Below are 17,974 nucleotides of genomic sequence, written 5' to 3' on the forward strand. Positions count from 1 at the left end.
TTTGCTGGAAGACAGCCGTGCTGTGCGCACGTCACAGGCCTTGGGCCAAGGTGGCGACAAATGAATAAAAAACGCATCGTCTGGGGGAGCATTCTCCTGGGGTTTCCGTGTGTCTTGCTTCCCGTATTGTTGATGGGTTATCTGGCCTGGGTACTCAATCTGCACGCCGCGCAACAACGTCTGGAAACCCTCGCGGCCGTCGCCTCCAGTCGGGCCAGCGGCACGTTCAACGAAGCTGCCAGCGCCCTCAAAACCATCGCCGGATCACACCTCGCGCCCTGCACACCCGAGAGCATCGACGAGATGCGCCTGCTGACCATCAACACCTTTTCAGTGAAGTCGGTCGGTTATGTCGAACAAGAGATTTATGCCTGCGGTTCCTGGGGCCCGGTCGGACACCACGCAACGCCATGGCCGGAGGACTTCACCACCACCGACGGCGTGCGCGTGTCGCTCGGTGTGCAGTCACGCATCGTCCCGGCCAAGCCGATGATGGCGCTGCAATACGCGGCGTTCAATGTGCTGGTCGACCCCGCACAATTTCTTCATGTGATGCTCGAAGAGGATATGCACCTGACGGTCGGCACCGCTGCCGGCCAGTTGGTCAGCGCCTCGCGACCGGGAGCGGAGCATTTTCTCAGCCGCGTGCACTCGGGTTCGCATTCGGCTCTCGACGGAGGTTACCTCTACACCCTCGTGCACAGCGGTGACTGGGTGGCGATTGCCGCGATCTCCCGGCATGAATTGATGCAGGGGCTGGTTCGCCGGGAAATGCTGCTGTTGCCCATCGGCGGTTTGCTCGCCGGCCTGCTGGTGTTGCTGATTGTGCGCCGCACACGCCAACGCCTGTCGCCGCTGGCCGAGCTGAAACTGGCGGTGCGTAATCGCGAATTCGTCGTTCACTATCAACCGATTGTCAGCCTCAGCGGTGGCGCCTGTGTCGGTGCCGAAGCCCTGGTGCGCTGGCAGCATCCCGACGGTTCGATGGTCTGCCCCGACGCGTTCATCCCGCTGGCCGAGCGCAGTGGCCTGATTCTGCCGATCACCGATCAAGTCATCGATTCAGTGATGCGCGACCTCGGCCCCTTGCTGGTCAAGGAGCGCAGCCTGCGCGTGGCGATCAACCTCGCCGCCAGGGACGTCAGCAGCGGGCGCTTCCTGCCCGGGCTGGAGGCTGCGCTGCACAAGGCTGGTGTGCAGCAAAATCAGATCTGGCTGGAAGCCACCGAACGCGGTTTCCTCGACATCGACGCCGCTCGCACCACGGTCAATCACGCCCGCGAACTGGGTTATCTGGCCGCGATCGACGACTTCGGCACCGGATTCTCCAGCCTGCAACACCTGCAACGGCTGCCGCTGGACGTGCTGAAAATCGACAAATCGTTTGTCGACAACATTGAACAGGATGCAGCGACCGGATCGGTCACCGGCCACATCATTGAGATGGCCAAGAGTCTGCAATTGAAGATCGTCGCCGAAGGCATCGAAACCGAGGCACAACGGGATTACTTGCGCGCCAATGGTGTGCACTTCGGTCAGGGCTGGCTGTTTGGCAAAGCGATGCCGGTTGAGGATTTTTTGCGCTTTCAACACGCGCGGGCAAACGTGGTCAGCGACCACGCTGCGCTGGAGTCGACCGTGTGAACAGGCATTCCACAAAATAAATGAACCCAGCGCACCTCTTGCCACCTAACGCATAGACCATCAGGAGGTAGCCAATGCATATCGAAACCGTGTGGATCGTACTGGCGGCAGTTCTTCTGCTTATCGAGCTTTGGGCCATCAATCGGGTGCGCAAAAGCGAGGGGAAATCGAGTACCAAGGGCGTGTGGATCGTGCTGATCGTGTTTGTGCCGTTGTTCGGTTTGATTGCCTGGGCGTTGGCGGGGCCCAAGCACATTACCCATGGCGCGACCTCTAATTCCAGCCGCTAAACCGATAGAGGGTGAGGGAGATTGCTCCCTCACCCATCGGGTTCATTTACTGTCTTCAGGCTTGTCCTGCTGTATTTGCAATGACGCTTTGCTCTTGTCGCCTTCCTTGTTGGGAGCATCGTTGGAACCCTCGTAACAACCTTGCAGCAGCATCACGCTGCAGATCCCCAGACACGCGCAGATTTTCTTCATGATCGTCTCCTGAACACTGAATTTGCCATCGCCGCGAATGTGCGCGCGATGCGTTGCCTCTGTGGGTGGACGCTACAATCACCCATCAGTTCGAACTTTTTTCGCTGCGTACAGGGACGTTGAAATGGGAAATGGAGCAGCAGGCAAACGCGTCGTGGTGATCGGCGCGGGCATTGTGGGTGCGTCCGTGGCTTATCACTTGGCGGGCAAAGGCGCAAAAGTCATCGTGATAGAGGCTGGGGAAATTGCCAGCGGCGTGACTGGACATTCGTTCGCGTGGCTCAACACGACACATTCCGGGCCTGATCCCATCGCGCCGTTACGCAGCGCCGCCATCGCCGAATATCATCGGCTCGAAGCCGAGTTGCCCGACCTGAACGTGCAGTGGACTGGCGCTCTGACGTACGGCGCGGGCCTCCCGTGTTCGGCATCGCGGCTGAATCGGGATGATATCCGACGTCTTGAACCCAAACTGAAAAATCCACCAGAGCAGGCGAGCTATAGAGCCGAAGAAGGCGCAGTTGATGCTGTGCAAGTGACTCACGCACTGCTCTCCGGCGCCAAGACTCACGGGGCGACAGTGCTGACTCACACCCGAGTGCTTGGCTTTATTTCCCGCGATTCAACCGTTATCGGCGTTAAAACGGAAACAGGCACAGTCCATGCCGATGTAGTGGTGCTGGCCGCCGGCACAGCGATCCCGGCGCTGGCGGCGATGCTCAACGTTGCGTTGCCGGTGGACGCATCACCCGCCATTTTCATTCGCTACAAGACTCAGCCCAGCCTTGTGAACGGCGTCATCTCCAACTCCGCGATGGAAGTTCGGCAGCGCGTCGACGGCACGTTGCTGGCGGCGGAAGATTATTTGGGAGAAGCCTTCGGAAACCAGCCAGCGCAGATTGCGTTGCGCACAGCCAAAGGCATTCAAAGCGAGTTGGACGGGGTTATTTCTATTGAGCCGGACGGCGTTTTCGTCGGCCTTCGACCCATGCCTGTCGATGGCGTCCCCATCGTTGGATTCTTGCCGAATATCAACGGCGTCTATGTTTGCGCGATGCATCCGGGGGTGACACTCGCCGCCATCGTCGGCCGACTAGCGAGTGAAGAGATCGGCGAGGGCCGCGTATCGGCGGCACTTGAGGCGTGCCGCCCCGATCGGTTCTGCCGCTCAAGCTAACAGTTCAGCGATCCAGCGCACCTGCCGAGCGGTGTCCTGCACTTTCGCCTCAGGCACTGCATCGCGCGCGTGGGCGAACTGCGCCAGTGTTTTCTGTTTGTACTTCAACTTGCGCTGCCACTTACTCAGAAACGCCGCGCTGCGGGCGCGCATTTGCAAGGGACCGAAATACAGTTCTTCGTCGGTGTAAGCCACTGGCCCGGCACGCTCGGCGACGATGATTTCGTAGTAGAAACGGTTTTCGTGCAGCAACTCTTCACAGCGGATGGTGTAGCCGTTGTCCATCAACCACTGACGCAGCGGCTGCTCGCCGCCGTTGGGTTGCAGGATCAAACGCTCTTCGCCGCTCAGATGGGTTTTACCGCTGTCGAGGATGTCGCGAATCGTCTCGCCGCCCATGCCACAAATGGTCAGCGCAGTGATCGCGTCGCCCGGTTTGATCGCCGCCAGACCGTTGGCATGGCGCACGGTGATGTGTTGCTCAAGATCGTTTTCGCGCACGGTGCGTTCAGCGGCGCGAAACGGCGTCAACGCGACCTCCCCCGCCACCGCCGAGGTGATCGCGCCACGGCGCATCAACGCCACCGGCAAATAGCCGTGATCAGAGCCGATATCGGCCAGGCGTGCGCCCGCCGGCACGTGCGTAGCCACGCGTTCCAGGCGCTGGGACAAGGTGTTGTGGTTCAACAAAAGACTCCTTCGAGCGACGGCTTTTGGCGGTTTGCGACCCTTCGCGAAGGTGTGGCAGCCAGTCAAACGGCGGAGTTTGCCCAACGGTTGCGGACATCTCAAGCGAATCGTCTGGCGGTTGCGCCGCAGGTGTCGGTGGTTCGGCTTCGTCGGAAGCGGCGGATTTCGCGGTGGCCCGACTGGCCCCTTCGCGAGCAAGCCCGCTCCCACAGGGGAACGCATTTCAAACTGTAGGAGTGAGCCTGCTCGCGATAGCTTTTTCAGCCGCGCCGCATCAACCCGCCGGCACCTCAAGCCCGACCTTCACCCGATCCAGCGCCACAATGGTTTTGAACCACGTTACGTTGGTGTTCTCGGCAAACAATCGCCGCGCCAGCGCCTGATATTCCTGCATGCTGGCAACCGTCAGCACCAAGACAAAATCCACTTCGCCAGTGACGTAGTAGCACTGCTGAACCTCGGGCACCCGGAAGTGCGCCTTCATTGCCTCCAGCGCCTCAATGCTGGTTCGCTCGGCCATCACTTCAACAATGATGGTGATCGGGCGACCCACCGCATTCGGATCGACAACCGCGACATTGCCGGTGATCACGCCCGCCTCTTCCATCCGCTTGATGCGGCGCTGAACCGCCGCCGTGGACAGATTGACCTGCTCGGCCATCAGGCGCAGCGGCATGGCGTTGTCGCGCTGGACGAGTTCGAGGATGGCGCGGTCGAATTTATCCAGTGATTGGGGTGCAGCGGCGCTTTTAACCATGTCAGGCTCGCGAGAAAATTTCTCGAAAACTAGCAGAAAACTGCGCACCTTTATCCAGTCGTGCGAAATATTATCTTGCTCGCAGTCGGCATTCGCCGGCTGATCGAGAATTTGCACAGGGTAATGTTGGCCATGGACGCACTGTTTCATCTCTCCCCTGTTTTGCTGGTGACCGCCATGTTGGTCGTGCTGCGCCGGCCTCCGGTTCAGGCCGCTGTCGCTGGCACGCTGCTGGTGATGGTGCTCTGGATTGCAGGCGCAGCTGATGCCTGGCAATCGAGCAGCCTGCTGGCCGCCGCTCAAGACACCGCCGTGTTGTTCGCCAGCACTGCATTCGTGATTGTGCCGGGGCTGGCGTTTGTGATGGTGATCGAGCGGCTGGGCGTCAATTTGGCCGTCAGCCAATGGGTGCGTTCGCTGGGACTGGGGCGCGGCGATCAGGTGGTGTTTATCGTGCTCGGGCTGGCGCCATTGCTGGAGGCGATGACCGGTTTCGGTGTGTCGCTGATTGCGACGGTGCCGCTGCTGTTAAGTCTATTCGAACGCCGGGTTGCCTTGCGCATTGCGCTCACCGGGATGGCGATCATGCCGTGGGGCACATTGGGCCTGGCCTCGGTAATCGGTGCTTCGCTGGCGCATCTGGATGCCGCCGCACTGGCGCAGACGTCGGCGCTGACCAGTGCGCTGGTTTTCCTCGGATTGGCAGCGTTGGCGTTGTATCTGGCGGGTGCGCGGCAATGGCAGGAATGGCGGGCGCTGGGCGCGTTTTGGCTGCTGTTCATCATCGTGCTGTATGTCACCAGTCGCTGGCTGGGGCCGGAAGTCGCCGGTGTTGCCGCAGGTCTGGTGACGGCGACCGCTGCACTGTCTGCCGGACTATGGCGACGGTCTCGCAACACGAGCGAACGCGATGAGCTGCATTGGCCGCGGCAGGCTTGGCCGTATCTGTTGTTGATCGTCAGCATCGTCGCGCTGAAAGTGTTGTGGGCAATCACTGATTGGCAAAATCACTGGGTGGTACAAGGTGCTCAGGTCAGCTGGAAACCATTGGCGTCACCCGGTGTGGCACTGATTCTGGTGTTGATCGGGTTAGGCTTTCACACGCGAAAAAACGTTACCGACAGCGGCATGCTGAGCGGATTGGCTGCGCGCGCCGAACGGCCGTTGCTGACGATTTTCTTCTTTCTGGCGATGTCGCAGATGATGGTCAAAGCGGGTTTTCTCGCGGGCCTGATGCAATTGCTCTCAGGTCTATCGCCCAGCGCCGCGACCTCGCTGGTTGCACTGTTGGGTGCGCTGTCAGGCTACATGACCGGGTCGAACGTCGGCGGCAACGCGATCTTCATGCCCGCCATCGCGATGCTGCCCGAGTCTTCGCGTCTGTTGTTGGCAGCGGTACAAAACAGCGCAGCCGGGCATGCGGCATTGGGCTCGCTGTCGATCGTCATGTTGATTTTGGGGTTAGCCAAAACACAGGCCAAAGAAGAGAGTGAACTGGTCAGGTTTGGCTTTGCGCTGGTGTGTCTGAATACGGCACTGGTCGCTTTGGCTGCCGGGGTGTTGAGTGTGTGGATTGGATAGCGATTCGAGATAAACTCGCGACGAAATATCCAACGAAACGGAATTCACCTCATGTTCAAACGCAACACGCTCGTCCCGGAATTGATGGTCACTGACCTGCCGGATAGCCTGAATTTCTGGGTCTCCTGCCTGGGGTTCAGCATCGCCTACCAACGCCCGGAACACGGCTTTGCGTATCTGGATCTCAATGGCGCCCAAGTCATGCTGGAGCAAGTCGATCCGCAGGCGGGTCAATGGCTGACCGCGCCGTTGAGCAAGCCGTTTGGCAGAGGTATCAACCTGCAGATTGATGTTGTGGCAGTCGCCCCCGTCATCGAGAAACTGGGTCATGCCGGGATTGCGCTGTACCGCGAGTGCAAGGACACGTGGTACCGGGCGGCGGAAGTCGAGGTGGGTCAGCGCGAGTTTATTGTTCAGGATCCGGACGGGTATCTGGTGAGGCTGGTGGAGCGGTTGGGTGAGCGGGCAGTTTGAACGCAGGTACCTCAATCAACGCTGATCCCTTGTAGGAGCCGAGCTTGCTCGCGAAGGCGGCGTAACTGTCGATAGAAATGTTGAATGTGCCGGCCTCTTCGCGAGCAAGCTCGGCTCCCACAGGATAGGTGATAAACAATGCTGTCCCGTTCACTTCCGCGATCCGAGTTCAGGTGCTGATGATGCCTAGAGCACAGACTGTAAACATTGATTTGAGTGAAGTGACGAGTTCCGCCGAACTTCACGCGTTGCTGCGCGAAAGCCTGGGTTTCCCTGATTGGTACGGCTGTAACTGGGATGCTTTCTGGGACGCGATCACTGGGCTGGTTGAAATGCCGCTCAAGCTGCAGATTTCAGGATGGCAGGCGTTCTCCAGCCACTTGCCTAGGGATGCGCGGCTGATGCAAAAATGCCTCGAGCAGATGACGACCGAGTTCCCGGAGCAGGCCGCCACTGTCGTGTTTGACTAAAGTACGGCCTGTCCCCCATCTCCCCTCGCTAATCAAAAGCCCCGTTGAGTACTTCGTAGATGAGACCCGTCGCCAACGCGACGAGGATCAGATCCGTGCCCGCTTGCTGCCATTCATAGCCGTCGTAATGCGGCAGATGGCCGACGAGTCGTCCATCCAGTTTCTTCGCGATCCCCGGTGGCAGGGGCTTGCCGCGTGCGAGGTTTTTCTGGATCCCGGGCGGCAACGACGGCCCCGGGCTCCAGTAATCGCGATAGCCACCGACAATGCCGAGCACGTTGCCGCGGTCGATGCTTGGGCCATTGCCCCAGTCGCCACCGGACTTCTTGCCCTTGTTGCCGTGCCCGTCCTGTCCACCCTGGTTCTGCACGTTTTGCGAGTTGCCTTTACCGTTGCCCTGGCCCTTTCCGTTACCGGGATCGGCCAGCGCGGCGGTAGAACCGACAATCAGCGCGACGCATGAAAGCATTGCAATCGTTGAGCGTAATCTGAACATGAGAGGTTCCTACATGGTTGCGTGCTCCTGTGAATTCCGGACGCTGCACGTTCAGCTTAGATGATTGAACGGACACAAGTTCAGGAGGCGACTGCACAGCGATTTGACGTCCCTGACCCAGCTTCTGGCTGTCGATTAAAAACCCTCCTGCCCCCATGGATCCGTCTACGCTCATTCCATTCCCCCAACAGCGCCCCCGCATCCGGAGCCACCGACATGATCCGTCCCTTGCTGACCGCCCTCACCCTCCTCGCGCTGAGCCTCCCAGCCCACGCTGACATCACGCCATTCCCCGCAGGCTTCAAGACGCAGGACATCAAGGTCGAAGGCGCGACGATGCACGTTCGGGTCGGCGGCAAAGGCCCGGCGGTGGTGTTGCTGCATGGTTTTGGCGATACCGGCGACATGTGGGCGCCGCTGGCGACGGATCTGGCGCGCGATCACACGGTGGTGGTGCCGGATCTGCGCGGTATGGGTTTGTCGTCGATCCCCGAGGGCGGTTATGACAAGAAGACACAGGCCGGCGATATTCGCGGCGTGTTGAGCGCGCTGAAGATCGAACACTCGGTGGTCATCGGCCATGACATCGGCACGATGGTCGCGTTTGCCTACGCCGCACGCTATCCGCAGCTCACCGATCGTTTGGTGGTGATGGACGCGCCCGTGCCCGGCATTACGCCATGGAACGACATCGTGCGTTCGCCGATGCTTTGGCACTTCGATTTTGGTGGCAAGGACATGGAGCGCTTGGTGGCTGGCCGCGAGCGCATCTACCTTGACCGCTTCTGGAACGAGTTCGCCGGCACCCCGGCCAAGGTCGATGAACAAACCCGTCAGCACTACGCCAAACTCTACGCGCGCCCGGGTGCCATGCACGCCGCTTTCGCGCAATTTCGCAGCATTCGTCAGGATGCCCTCGACAACGAGCCGGTGCTGCAAAAGCACTTGAGCATGCCGGTGCTGGCGGTGGGCGGCGAGAAATCCTTCGGCAATAACGAGGCGATCGTCATGCGCAACGCGGCCGACAACGTCACGGAAGTGGTGATTCCTGCGGCAGGTCATTGGCTAATGGAAGAGGCGCCGGTGCCGACGATTAAAGCCGTTCGGGATTTTATATCGCTGTGACCCCAGTTGTTGATTGCCTGGACTCGATCCATAGGTCAGGATTCACCCCTTTTCCAGCGGAGAGCAAACGTGGAGCGTCTATTCGTTTATGGAACCCTGGGCCCGGGGCGACCGAATGAGCATGTCATGCTGAAGATCGGCGGCGTCTGGGAAACTGCCACGCTCAAGGGCCGTTTGGCCGAAGCCGGTTGGGGCGCGGAATTGGGTTATCCCGGCCTGATCATTGCCGACGATGGCGACGACATTGCCGGCTACGTGTTCTCTTCCGAGCATTTCGCCGAACACTGGGCAGCGCTCGACGAATTCGAAGGTTCTGAATATCAGCGCCTGCTGACGCAGGTAACGCTGGCAGACGGCTCAACCATCGACGCTTACGTGTACGCTCTTCGCTAGTTGCTATTGCGCCTATAAAACCGAGTAAAACCGATGAACCGTCAAAAGAAACTCAAGCAGTTGTTCAAGGAAAAGGCCAAAAAGGCCAGCGCCAAACTGGCGCCAAAAAAGCCGAAATACATCAGCAAGGCTGATCGCCTGAAGCTGGACGCCGAGGCCGCTGCAACCCCAAGCGAAACCGCCGAAAGCTGATCCCCGCGTTTCAGGCCCGATCGCAGTGTTGCAACGCACACTGCAATCGGCGCCGCCCTCATCGCGTTTGATTGACCACACGAATCTGCGTCAACCCCACCCGCTCGGCCTGCTCCAGAATTTCTTCCGGAGTGGCGTCTGCCGTGGGCATCAGCAAACCGTTTTCGGCATCGCCCAAATGCAACTCCAATAGATGCATGGCCGCTTCATGCTCGGCCAGATGGGTTTCTTTGAGTTCGAAGGTGTGGCTACGCGGCTCGCCGTTAAACAGGTATTCCAGGGTATAGGTGTGCATGCGGATATCCGTCAGTGGTTGAATGGACAACTTAATATCCTGACGAGCCGGTCAGCTTTTAGTTCAACCGAATCACAATGTAGCCCCTTGTGGCGAGGGGATTTATCCCCGTTGGGGTGCGCAGTGCCCCTCTCTTAAACGCCCAAAGGCAACGGCCGATCCTGCACCACCCGCTTCATCACCAACGTCGATGTCAGCCGCTGCACATTGGGCAACGTCGACAGGCTCTCGTCGTACAAACGCTGAAACGCCGGCAGATCCTCAGTGATGACGTGCAGCAAATAATCAGGCTCACCAAACAGCCGTTGCGCATCCACCACGTGTGGAATCTCCACCAGCGCCGTCTCAAACGCTTCGACAGCCTGACGATTGCCCTCGCGCAGGGTGACGAACACCATCGCGGAAAAGTTGAGGCCCAGCGCAGCAGGATCGAGTTGCGCGCGATAACCCAGCAACACCCCCGACTCCTCCAACGCCCGCACGCGGCGATGACAGGGTGAAAGGCTCAACCCGACGCGATCCGCCAGTTCAGTCACCGACAACCGACCATCCTTTTGCAGCTCAGCAAGAATATTGCGATCAATTCTGTCCATTCAGTAAAACCTTCCAATTTGCGACGCCACAACGATCATCTTTGAAAGAAGATTCTAGCCGGTTTTCATTATTCTTCCTTGGCACAAAACACTGTTCAGGAAGCAACGATGATCAAAACCACCTCCAATCAACGACCCTGGGTGACGCCATGACTTTGAGCATGTTTGCCGCGTTCTGGGCGGTGTCGATTCTGTTTGTCATCACGCCAGGGGCCGATTGGGCGTACGCGATCTCCGCAGGCTTGAAGCATCGCGTCGTTCTGCCTGCCGTGGCGGGACTGTTGTCCGGGCATTTGCTCGCAACCGTCATTGTCGCGGCGGGTGTCGGCTCACTGGTCGCCAATCATCCTCTGGCCTTGTCGGTGCTGACGGTGGCCGGCGCCGGTTATCTGCTGTGGTTAGGCGCTAATCTGCTAGCCCGCCCTCCCACGCCGCACGCTGATGCAAGCCAGAGCACTGATTCGTGGGCGCGCTGGGCCTTCAAGGGCTTTTGTGTCAGCGGGTTGAATCCGAAAGTGTTCTTGCTGTTTCTCGCGCTGCTGCCGCAATTCACCAGCACCGCCGCAGCTTGGCCAGTGCCTGCGCAGATGATCGCGCTCGGGCTGGTGCACACCGTCAGTTGCGGAGTGATTTATCTGCTGGTGGGTTTCGGCTCGCAAGTCGTGCTTCAGGCCCGTCCGGCCGCCGCACGCGTGGTCAGTCGATTGGCCGGGGCGATCATGATCGTGATCGCGCTGGTGCTGCTGATTGAACAACTGCGTGCCTGACCTATCCTTCGAGCCAATGCCTATTCAAGGAAGCCTATGAAAACGCCGAGAGAACGTGCCGCCGAGGGCCTGAAGGTCGGAGACAGTTTCAGCGTTGTCCGCTGTTTCTCCTACGACGATATCCAGCAATTTGCGCAGATCTCGCGGGATTACAACCCGGTGCACTGCGACGCTGAATACGCGCAATTACGCCGGTTCAAGGCGCCCGTCGCCCACGGCCTGCTGACGGCCAGCCTGATGACCGAGATTGGCGGGCAGATTGGCTGGCTGGCCAGTGGCATGAGTTTCGAATTCAAGCGCCCGGTGTACGCCGAAGAACAGATCACCTGCCAGTGGTTGATCACCGACATTGCTGAGCGCGGGCACGCGAGAGCCGAGGTCAGCGTCGTCAATGGCGAAGGCGTCACTGTACTGCTGGCGACAACCACCGGTGTGTTGCCCGGCGCGCCGGAGCGGGAATGCCTGAAGCGCATGTTGGCAGAAGGTGATCCAAGCAACCGCTCGCGCCAGACCCGATGATCGAGCTCAACGAGGTTCCTGCATCGGACAACCATTGTGCTCCGCGCGAAACCCGGCCGACATTTCATAGGCCGGTTTACGTACCCGCATGACTCCGCCCAACGGCCGATGCGCAGCCAAACCATGCCACGGGCTGAACGACATACCGTCGTCAATTGCTTCGACGTTGTCGCTGGCCCAGGCGTCCTGCGCATCGACTTCGATTCGCGCGACGGTGAGGTAAGGGCTGAGTTTCTCCGGCCACTCGACCGAGGCGTCTTCGATCGGCATTTTCTCAAGGTCTGTGGCCAGTTGTACCCGCACTTCCCACACCCCCGAGTTCTGCGCGAAATACGCTTTGACCGCTGCGCGCAGGCCATTGGGGTTGTCGGCAAAGTCGACGTGCTGATGAGTCAACGCCGTCAGTGAGGGAGAAATCGGCACGACTGCAATTTTTGCGTAGTACGCGCCATACAGTAATGGCGCGACCGTGCTGAAACTCTCGCCGAGAATGTGAGTTTGCGGGTGGCCGCCGAGACTCTTCAGCGTGCCACTTTCGCCGCCGGCTGACTCAATCGCCGCCTCAACACCGCGCAGTAATGCAGAAAACGCTTTCTTCAGCCCGGGCGCTTTATCGGTCGTCTTCGCCAGCAACTTCAGTGATTTAAGAAATGCTTTGGGCGTGGCCGACGTAAAGGCTTTGGCGTTGATCATCACAAAATCCTGCGTCACCACCCCATCGCTGCCCGGCAGCCGTGGGCCGTCCACGCCAATGATCTTCAGCGCCAACCCGCGCGGGGTCGACACCTTGTCATCAAGAATGTCGCCCGGATTGGTTGAGAAACGCAAAACCACCGGCAACGTTCCCGGCGTCGCAAAGGCGCCTTGAGCAAGTTCGGCCGGAAGATTATCGAGCACCGTGATCCGCCCGCGCAGCACGCCATGGGCCTTGGCGTGAACGCTGCGCGTGGCGTGTCCATTGTCCTTGAACGTAGTTTCCATGATGGCATGCAGCGCTTTGTTCAGTTCCTCGCTGGTCTGTGCCTCGTCGTCGGGGATCTGCTCGAAAGCAGGCTCGAATGGCAACGGCCTGGCGGCAATGCTCACTACTGGAAGGTCATTCATGGAAGGTCTCTCCGCTCGATCGAATAGCGAAAAACGCCGGCCGTGTTACAGCTGGCGAAGGCAACGCGTGGAGCGTCAAGCCGTTGGTTTGAGTACCACTTTTGTCCAGCCGTTATCACGCGCATCGAAGTGCTTGTACGTTAGCCAGACGACGGAAAAATTCGTCGGCGCAGACTTATCTGTCAGGGGAGCAAGAACGTATGTTCAATCGAGTGAGCGGCAAGACGACGGACGGTCAGCGACGATAGTGAACGTCGAAAACAATGAATTATTTGAGGATGGTGCTTTCTATTTCCGCGCTCGCTGCCCGGTTCAAAAAAGCACTGCGGCGGCTTCGCGCATAAAAATCTCGACGGTCTTGGGCCCGATCCCTTCGAATTCACCCAGACGTTTTTCAAAGGCCTGACGATCGGCGCTCGCCTCAACGATGTTGCCGATCTTGCCGTCGTATTCGGCGTTGAGCTTGTGCGCCAATGCCAGCAACCGCGATGCCGTTGATTCGTCGTAGCGCACGTAGTGAGCCTGGCCGAGCATCACCACCAATTGTCGATGGCTGCAGTGCGCCAGTTTCTGCGGTGTATCGCGCTGGTGCTGCTCAACGATCACCTGATAGGCCTTGGCAGCGATAGCGCCCTGAATCCTCTTGCCCATCAAGAAACTGGCGAGCAGCCATTTGAACAGGGCCGTTTCTTCACCACCCTGCAGGTCGATGTTCAACTCGTGTGCGCTGATTGCTTTGTTCACCTGTCTGGCCCTTTGCGATATCTCTCAGTCAGCATCTAGACCCGACACGACTGCGAACGATCCAGTGGCGAGAATCGGTGAAGGAACCCTTATTCGTGCAGGACGCCTAAGGTTTAGCTACAGGAAGGTGGTCAAGCCCAAATGCATAAACCGTAGTGTGCCAGGAGGATATTTTGGCTTATCTGGATTGGGTGCAATGGCCAGCGATGGTTGTGACCGTTCTCGCCGCATGGCTGATCGGGTCGCAGCGACCGGCAAGGCGAATGTTCGGCTTTATCTGCTTTAGCCTGAGCAACGTGTTGTGGGTGATTTGGGGCGCCTATGCCGGGGCGTACGCGTTGATCGTCTTGCAGATTTGTCTGTTTCTGATGAACCTGCGCGGGCTGAGGAAAAACGCGAAGGGCAAGGAAAACCAACAAGCTCAAGATTGACGGTGGCCATCAAAATTCTTCTTGAAGCCTCGGGCATTCATCCCCAAAAGGATGCACTCAAGGAGGATCAGCGCGTAGGCGTCGGCGTGCAGCCCCCAAATCACCCAGAGCGCATTGCTGAGGATGAATCCCCAGAAAGCGATCATTCGCCGGTAGGCTCGTTGCGATCCGATAAACCAGGCAGAGGCTACCGTAATGACCATGGCCGGCCACTGCATCCAATCGATGTACTGCAATTTCCGCTCCCGCCTACATCCGCGTCAAAGAGAAACACCGGTACTGACTTGTTGATCAAGCACAGGCACGGCCAGTGACGTACTCAAATTAGCCAGGTACTCACCAAATCCGCCGCGACACTTGTAATCCTTGCGAGCGCTGGTGACCACCGGGTTCGTCGCCGTCCAGACGATATGAGCGCCAATCCGCGTGAGATCACCCACCAGATGGACGTCTTCGTGGGCAGTGAGATGCTGGAACCCACCCGAATTTCGGTAGGCCTCGGCACTCAGACCGAGATTGGCACCGTGGATGTGCCGATGGTTTTCGATGAACTGATAATGCTCCAGGTACTTTGAGCGAACCGACTCACCGTGTTCGTTCCAGCTGTCCACCTCGACGGTGCCACAGACGGCATCGGCTTTGAATTCAATCTGCCGTGCCAGCCAATCGGCGGGCACGGCGGTGTCGGCATCTGTGAAGGCAAGCCATTTCGCGCCGGCGGCCAGCAAGTGCTCTGCGCCGGTGGCTCGGGCCTTTCCCACGTTCTGAAAAGAGGCCACGATCGTGCTCACGCCCAGCGCTGAAACGATCCGCCCGGTGTGGTCGGTGCAATCGTCGAGGACGACCACTACCGAGACCGACTGGCCCGCCAATGCAGGATGTTGCGCCGCGAACAGAACCGACTCAAGACAGGCACTGATATGGCGCTCTTCATTATGTGCAGGGATCACGACACCGATCATTAACGCTACCTCCGACTATCAGAGTTACAGGCTCCTGCAGTCGACCGGTGGCTAAGCCATTAGGTTTAAAAAATCGCACAAGTGGCCGCGTCGGCGACCGCCAGTCATTTGTGTCCCTGAATCTATGAACTTACGTTCGCCGTTCCTCCTCTCCCACTTACCATCCAGCTGAAGCGGGTAAGACGTCATGAGAGCACTCACTTATCACGGCGCGCACAGCGTCAAGGTCGACACGGTTCCTGATCCGGTTATCGAGCAAAGCGACGACATCATCCTGCGCGTGACCGCGACGGCGATCTGCGGCTCTGACCTGCATCTGTATCGGGGGAAAATACCGACCGTCGAGCACGGCGATATTTTCGGCCATGAGTTCATGGGCATCGTCGAAGAGACAGGGTCAGCGGTGACTGCCGTGCAGCCGGGCGACCGCGTGGTGATCCCTTTTGTGATTGCCTGTGGCAGCTGCTTTTTCTGTCAGATGGATCTGTTCGCCGCTTGCGAATCCACCAACACCGGCCGTGGCGCGATCCTCAATAAAAAGGCCATTCCTTCCGGAGCGGCGCTGTTTGGTTACAGCCACATGTACGGTGGCGTGCCCGGCGGCCAGGCAGAATACGTGCGCGTCCCCAAAGCCAACACCGGGCCGTTCAAGGTGCCGGGCACCCTGTCGGACGAGAAGGTTTTGTTCCTTTCCGACATCTTGCCCACCGCTTGGCAAGCGGTCACCAACGCAGACATCGGGCCGGGTTCGAGCCTGGCGATCTATGGCGCCGGCCCGGTGGGTCTGTTGAGCGCCGCGTGTGCGCGGATGCTCGGCGCCGAGCAGATTTTCATGGTCGACCACCACCCCTATCGCCTCGCCTATGCGCAGAAAACCTATGGCGTGATCCCGATCAATTTCGATGAGGACGATGACCCCGCCGACACCATCATCCGCCAGACCAAGGGCATGCGTGGCGTTGACGGCGCCGTGGATGCGGTAGGTTTTGAAGCGAAAGGTAGCACCACCGAAACCGTCCTCGCCACCCTCAAACTCGAAGGCAGCAGCGGCAAAGCGTTGCGCCAGTGCATAGCCGCCGTGCGACGCGGCGGCATTGTCAGTGTCCCGGGCGTTTACTCAGGGTTCATTCATGGCTTTCTGTTCGGCGACGCGTTCGACAAAGGCCTGACCTTCAAAATGGGCCAGACCCACGTTCATCGTTTCCTCCCGGAACTGCTCGGGCACATCGAAACCGGCCGGCTCTCCCCCGATGTGATCATCAGCCATCGCATGTCGCTCGAACAGGCTGCCGAGGGCTACAGGATTTTCGATAAACGTGAGGAGGATTGCCGCAAGGTCATTCTGACGCCAGGCGACAGCCACATTGCCTTGCCCGAGCTCGATGACGGCGTTGCGGTTCTGGCTACGTAAGCTTCATTCAGCGGCTAAAAAAGGAGCAGAGGATTCAGAGTTTTTGCGAGTCCTCTGGTTCCTTTTTTTAAGCAGTTTGCGTTGATTTCGCGGCGCTGTTATCCGCGTCGTTCGCGTCGTAAAAATTCTTGGAATTTTTTTCTCTCGACACCACTCATTGGCGTATGAGCGTAAGGAGTAACTCATGAGCCAGACAGACATTTTCGTCATTGAATACAAACTTCACGGGCAGCCGAAGTCTTTCGTCATACGCGCGAAAACCATGCGCAATGCCGATGCCTGGCATTGGGCGAGTTGTGATGCCGGCATCGCGCCGATTCCGAAACCGGGCAAGCCGCCGTTGAAAGCCGTATCCAAGCCTCAGGCCGAGCGATTCGGCGTCACGGAGGTGAAGTGGCGTGAAACGGCGACTGTGGACTGGACAGAGGCTTGAGCTTAATGCGGCAGACCAGAGAGGTGGACTGCGATGCTTAAACAAATCGGCAACACCCAAATCCGCGTCGATCACCGCGCCAGCTGCCACTGTGGCGCGGTGATTCTTGAGCTGCACTTGCCTGAGGGTCTCCCGGCCCCGCACCGTTGCGATTGTTCGTTTTGCAAACGCAAAGGCGCGGTCGTGGCTGCAGTTCCGGCGGTGGACTTAAAGGTGATCCGGGGCGAATCGGCGCTCCGGATCTACCAGTTCGGCAAGCACGTAGCCGAGCATTTTTTCTGTGGCAACTGCGGGATCTACACACACCATCGACGCAGCACCAACCCGCAAGAGTTCGGCTTCAATGTGGGCTGCCTCGAAGGGGTCAACCCTTACGATCTGGACGATGTGCCTGTCGCCGAGGGTGGGGTTTGGCAAACACCTTGATTGGAAGCGAAGAAGGATGGTACTCATCGGTCGGTCGAGAACCAGAATGGAATCTCACCCTGAGGACATACGGACATGAGCGCACAAAAAATATTAGTCACGGGTGCTGCCGGCAAGATCGGCAGCGCCTTCTACAAAGCGTATGGCGATGAACTGGTTCTGCGCTTAGCCGATATAGACGTATCAAAACTTGCCGATTCCAGCGAACGTTTCGCCCTCGACATCACCGATTTATCCCGTTGCCATGAAGCCTGCGAAGGCATCGACACCGTCATTCACCTGGCGGCCGATCCGAATCCGGACGCGGATTTCATGACCTCCGTCCTGCCGGTGAATATCGTCGGCACTTACAACATGCTGCTCGCCGCGAAGACGCAAGGCTGCAAGCGCTTCATCTTCGCCAGCAGCGCTCAGGCCATCGAAGGCTACCCCAAGGATGTACAAGTCCACGAAAACATGGCGCCCCGGCCCGGCAATCTTTACGGGGTCGGCAAAGCGTTCGGCGAAGCACTGGCATCGCTGCATGCCAACGACGGTGCGATGACCACCGTCGCCGTGCGCATTGCCAACGTAAACGAGTTTCACCCGGGTGAAGCGCACAGCCACAGGGACGTTGCGGCGTTTATCAGTGTGCGGGATGTCGTCGCGTTGCTGCGCGATTGCGTGGATGCCGAGCTGAACGGATTCCACGTTGTCCATGGCGTTTCGGACAATCGATACAAGCGTCTTTCGATCGATGAAACGCGAAAAGTCGTCGGCTATGCGCCGCTGGATGATGCCTTCAAGATTCTTGAGGGCAAGTAACGCG

At 58.8% G+C, this 17,974-nt stretch carries 26 protein-coding genes; 16 read left to right on the top strand and 10 right to left on the bottom strand.

Annotated elements, in window-relative coordinates:
• Window positions 1-60: 60 nt before the first annotated feature.
• Window positions 61-1,644, top strand: coding sequence for an EAL domain-containing protein (locus KFS80_RS22820; RefSeq protein ID WP_212546013.1), 1,584 nt, complete (start codon window positions 61-63; stop codon window positions 1,642-1,644).
• Window positions 1,645-1,718: 74 nt separating this feature from the next.
• Window positions 1,719-1,934, top strand: coding sequence for a PLD nuclease N-terminal domain-containing protein (locus tag KFS80_RS22825; protein WP_053119696.1), 216 nt, complete (start codon window positions 1,719-1,721; stop codon window positions 1,932-1,934).
• A gap of 42 nt (window positions 1,935-1,976) precedes the next feature.
• Here the strand turns inward: KFS80_RS22825 and KFS80_RS22830 are convergent, their stop codons facing one another.
• On the bottom strand, window positions 1,977-2,126 hold the full coding sequence (locus KFS80_RS22830) for a hypothetical protein (RefSeq protein ID WP_172680105.1): 150 nt from the start codon (window positions 2,124-2,126) through the stop codon (window positions 1,977-1,979).
• Window positions 2,127-2,250: 124 nt separating this feature from the next.
• Between KFS80_RS22830 and KFS80_RS22835 the strand changes: the two genes are divergently transcribed.
• On the top strand, window positions 2,251-3,303 hold the full coding sequence (locus KFS80_RS22835) for an NAD(P)/FAD-dependent oxidoreductase (RefSeq protein WP_212546014.1): 1,053 nt from the start codon (window positions 2,251-2,253) through the stop codon (window positions 3,301-3,303).
• Here KFS80_RS22835 and KFS80_RS22840 read toward each other — a convergent pair.
• Both KFS80_RS22840 and KFS80_RS22845 read right to left on the bottom strand, forming a co-directional pair.
• Complete coding sequence (locus KFS80_RS22840) at window positions 3,295-3,990, bottom strand: tRNA (adenine(22)-N(1))-methyltransferase (protein WP_212546015.1); 696 nt, start codon at window positions 3,988-3,990, stop codon at window positions 3,295-3,297. The two genes, KFS80_RS22835 and KFS80_RS22840, sit on opposite strands and share 9 nt — an antisense overlap.
• 277 nt (window positions 3,991-4,267) lie before the next feature.
• Window positions 4,268-4,750, bottom strand: a complete 483-nt coding sequence (locus KFS80_RS22845; RefSeq protein WP_212546016.1) for an Lrp/AsnC family transcriptional regulator — start codon at window positions 4,748-4,750, stop codon at window positions 4,268-4,270.
• Between the two features lie 132 nt (window positions 4,751-4,882).
• Here KFS80_RS22845 and KFS80_RS22850 point away from each other — a divergent pair, with 132 nt between their 5' ends.
• From KFS80_RS22850 to KFS80_RS22860, 3 genes are all read left to right on the top strand, one after another.
• Window positions 4,883-6,331 (top strand): L-lactate permease, encoded by a 1,449-nt coding sequence (locus KFS80_RS22850; RefSeq protein WP_212546017.1) that lies wholly within the window; start codon window positions 4,883-4,885, stop codon window positions 6,329-6,331.
• Between the two features lie 51 nt (window positions 6,332-6,382).
• On the top strand, window positions 6,383-6,805 hold the full coding sequence (locus KFS80_RS22855) for a bleomycin resistance protein (RefSeq protein WP_212546018.1): 423 nt from the start codon (window positions 6,383-6,385) through the stop codon (window positions 6,803-6,805).
• 182 nt (window positions 6,806-6,987) lie between these two features.
• Window positions 6,988-7,275, top strand: coding sequence for a barstar family protein (locus KFS80_RS22860; RefSeq protein ID WP_212546019.1), 288 nt, complete (start codon window positions 6,988-6,990; stop codon window positions 7,273-7,275).
• Window positions 7,276-7,303: 28 nt separating this feature from the next.
• Here the strand turns inward: KFS80_RS22860 and KFS80_RS22865 are convergent, their stop codons facing one another.
• Window positions 7,304-7,771, bottom strand: coding sequence for an anti-virulence regulator CigR family protein (locus KFS80_RS22865; RefSeq protein ID WP_212546020.1), 468 nt, complete (start codon window positions 7,769-7,771; stop codon window positions 7,304-7,306).
• A 216-nt stretch (window positions 7,772-7,987) separates the two neighbouring features.
• On the opposite strand from KFS80_RS22865, the gene KFS80_RS22870 reads away from it, so the two are divergent.
• The 3 genes from KFS80_RS22870 (at window position 7,988) to KFS80_RS22880 (ending at window position 9,481) form a co-directional block, all read left to right on the top strand.
• On the top strand, window positions 7,988-8,896 hold the full coding sequence (locus tag KFS80_RS22870; RefSeq protein WP_212546021.1) for an alpha/beta fold hydrolase: 909 nt from the start codon (window positions 7,988-7,990) through the stop codon (window positions 8,894-8,896).
• A gap of 69 nt (window positions 8,897-8,965) precedes the next feature.
• The gene (locus tag KFS80_RS22875; protein WP_053119687.1) at window positions 8,966-9,289 is read left to right on the top strand and encodes a gamma-glutamylcyclotransferase family protein; all 324 of its coding nucleotides are present in this window, start codon (window positions 8,966-8,968) and stop codon (window positions 9,287-9,289) included.
• A 33-nt stretch (window positions 9,290-9,322) separates the two neighbouring features.
• The gene (locus KFS80_RS22880) at window positions 9,323-9,481 is read left to right on the top strand and encodes a DUF2986 domain-containing protein (protein WP_159811403.1); all 159 of its coding nucleotides are present in this window, start codon (window positions 9,323-9,325) and stop codon (window positions 9,479-9,481) included.
• 58 nt (window positions 9,482-9,539) lie between these two features.
• On the opposite strand, the gene KFS80_RS22885 is transcribed toward KFS80_RS22880, so the two are convergent.
• Together KFS80_RS22885 and KFS80_RS22890 are read right to left on the bottom strand one after the other, a co-directional pair.
• Entirely contained in the window at window positions 9,540-9,776 is a 237-nt protein-coding gene (locus KFS80_RS22885; RefSeq protein WP_053119685.1) for a hypothetical protein, read from the bottom strand.
• 134 nt (window positions 9,777-9,910) lie between these two features.
• A complete protein-coding gene (locus KFS80_RS22890; protein WP_053119684.1) occupies window positions 9,911-10,369 on the bottom strand; it encodes an Lrp/AsnC family transcriptional regulator in 459 nt (152 codons plus the stop codon).
• A 149-nt stretch (window positions 10,370-10,518) separates the two neighbouring features.
• Between KFS80_RS22890 and KFS80_RS22895 the strand changes: the two genes are divergently transcribed.
• Together KFS80_RS22895 and KFS80_RS22900 are read left to right on the top strand one after the other, a co-directional pair.
• Window positions 10,519-11,136, top strand: a complete 618-nt coding sequence (locus KFS80_RS22895; RefSeq protein WP_212546022.1) for a LysE family translocator — start codon at window positions 10,519-10,521, stop codon at window positions 11,134-11,136.
• A gap of 36 nt (window positions 11,137-11,172) precedes the next feature.
• Window positions 11,173-11,655 carry a MaoC family dehydratase gene (locus KFS80_RS22900; RefSeq protein ID WP_053119680.1) on the top strand — a complete coding sequence of 161 codons (483 nt, stop codon included), beginning with the start codon at window positions 11,173-11,175 and terminating at the stop codon, window positions 11,653-11,655.
• Between the two features lie 6 nt (window positions 11,656-11,661).
• On the opposite strand, the gene KFS80_RS22905 is transcribed toward KFS80_RS22900, so the two are convergent.
• Window positions 11,662-12,759 carry a catalase family protein gene (locus tag KFS80_RS22905; RefSeq protein ID WP_212546023.1) on the bottom strand — a complete coding sequence of 366 codons (1,098 nt, stop codon included), beginning with the start codon at window positions 12,757-12,759 and terminating at the stop codon, window positions 11,662-11,664.
• A 312-nt stretch (window positions 12,760-13,071) separates the two neighbouring features.
• Window positions 13,072-13,503 (bottom strand): HhH-GDP family DNA glycosylase, encoded by a 432-nt coding sequence (locus KFS80_RS22910; protein WP_053119676.1) that lies wholly within the window; start codon window positions 13,501-13,503, stop codon window positions 13,072-13,074.
• A 173-nt stretch (window positions 13,504-13,676) separates the two neighbouring features.
• Here KFS80_RS22910 and KFS80_RS22915 point away from each other — a divergent pair, with 173 nt between their 5' ends.
• Window positions 13,677-13,934, top strand: coding sequence for a hypothetical protein (locus KFS80_RS22915; protein ID WP_212546024.1), 258 nt, complete (start codon window positions 13,677-13,679; stop codon window positions 13,932-13,934).
• On the opposite strand, the gene KFS80_RS22920 is transcribed toward KFS80_RS22915, so the two are convergent.
• Window positions 13,925-14,170: a hypothetical protein gene (locus KFS80_RS22920; RefSeq protein ID WP_053119674.1), complete on the bottom strand. Its 246-nt coding sequence runs from the start codon at window positions 14,168-14,170 to the stop codon at window positions 13,925-13,927. The two genes, KFS80_RS22915 and KFS80_RS22920, sit on opposite strands and share 10 nt — an antisense overlap.
• A gap of 24 nt (window positions 14,171-14,194) precedes the next feature.
• A complete protein-coding gene (locus KFS80_RS22925; RefSeq protein ID WP_212546025.1) occupies window positions 14,195-14,896 on the bottom strand; it encodes a glycosyltransferase family 2 protein in 702 nt (233 codons plus the stop codon).
• A gap of 187 nt (window positions 14,897-15,083) precedes the next feature.
• Here KFS80_RS22925 and KFS80_RS22930 point away from each other — a divergent pair, with 187 nt between their 5' ends.
• The 4 genes from KFS80_RS22930 to KFS80_RS22945 all read left to right on the top strand — a co-directional run bounded on the left by KFS80_RS22930 (window position 15,084) and on the right by KFS80_RS22945 (window position 17,970).
• Window positions 15,084-16,307, top strand: coding sequence for a zinc-dependent alcohol dehydrogenase (locus KFS80_RS22930; protein ID WP_212546026.1), 1,224 nt, complete (start codon window positions 15,084-15,086; stop codon window positions 16,305-16,307).
• Between the two features lie 184 nt (window positions 16,308-16,491).
• The gene (locus KFS80_RS22935) at window positions 16,492-16,740 is read left to right on the top strand and encodes a DUF6555 family protein (protein WP_212546027.1); all 249 of its coding nucleotides are present in this window, start codon (window positions 16,492-16,494) and stop codon (window positions 16,738-16,740) included.
• 33 nt (window positions 16,741-16,773) lie between these two features.
• A complete protein-coding gene (locus tag KFS80_RS22940) occupies window positions 16,774-17,166 on the top strand; it encodes a GFA family protein (RefSeq protein WP_212546028.1) in 393 nt (130 codons plus the stop codon).
• A 75-nt stretch (window positions 17,167-17,241) separates the two neighbouring features.
• Entirely contained in the window at window positions 17,242-17,970 is a 729-nt protein-coding gene (locus KFS80_RS22945) for an NAD-dependent epimerase/dehydratase family protein (protein ID WP_212546029.1), read from the top strand.
• Window positions 17,971-17,974: the final 4 nt, after the last annotated feature.

It is taken from the genome of Pseudomonas rustica (genome assembly GCF_018336155.1).
Lineage (GTDB): Bacteria > Pseudomonadota > Gammaproteobacteria > Pseudomonadales > Pseudomonadaceae > Aquipseudomonas > Aquipseudomonas rustica.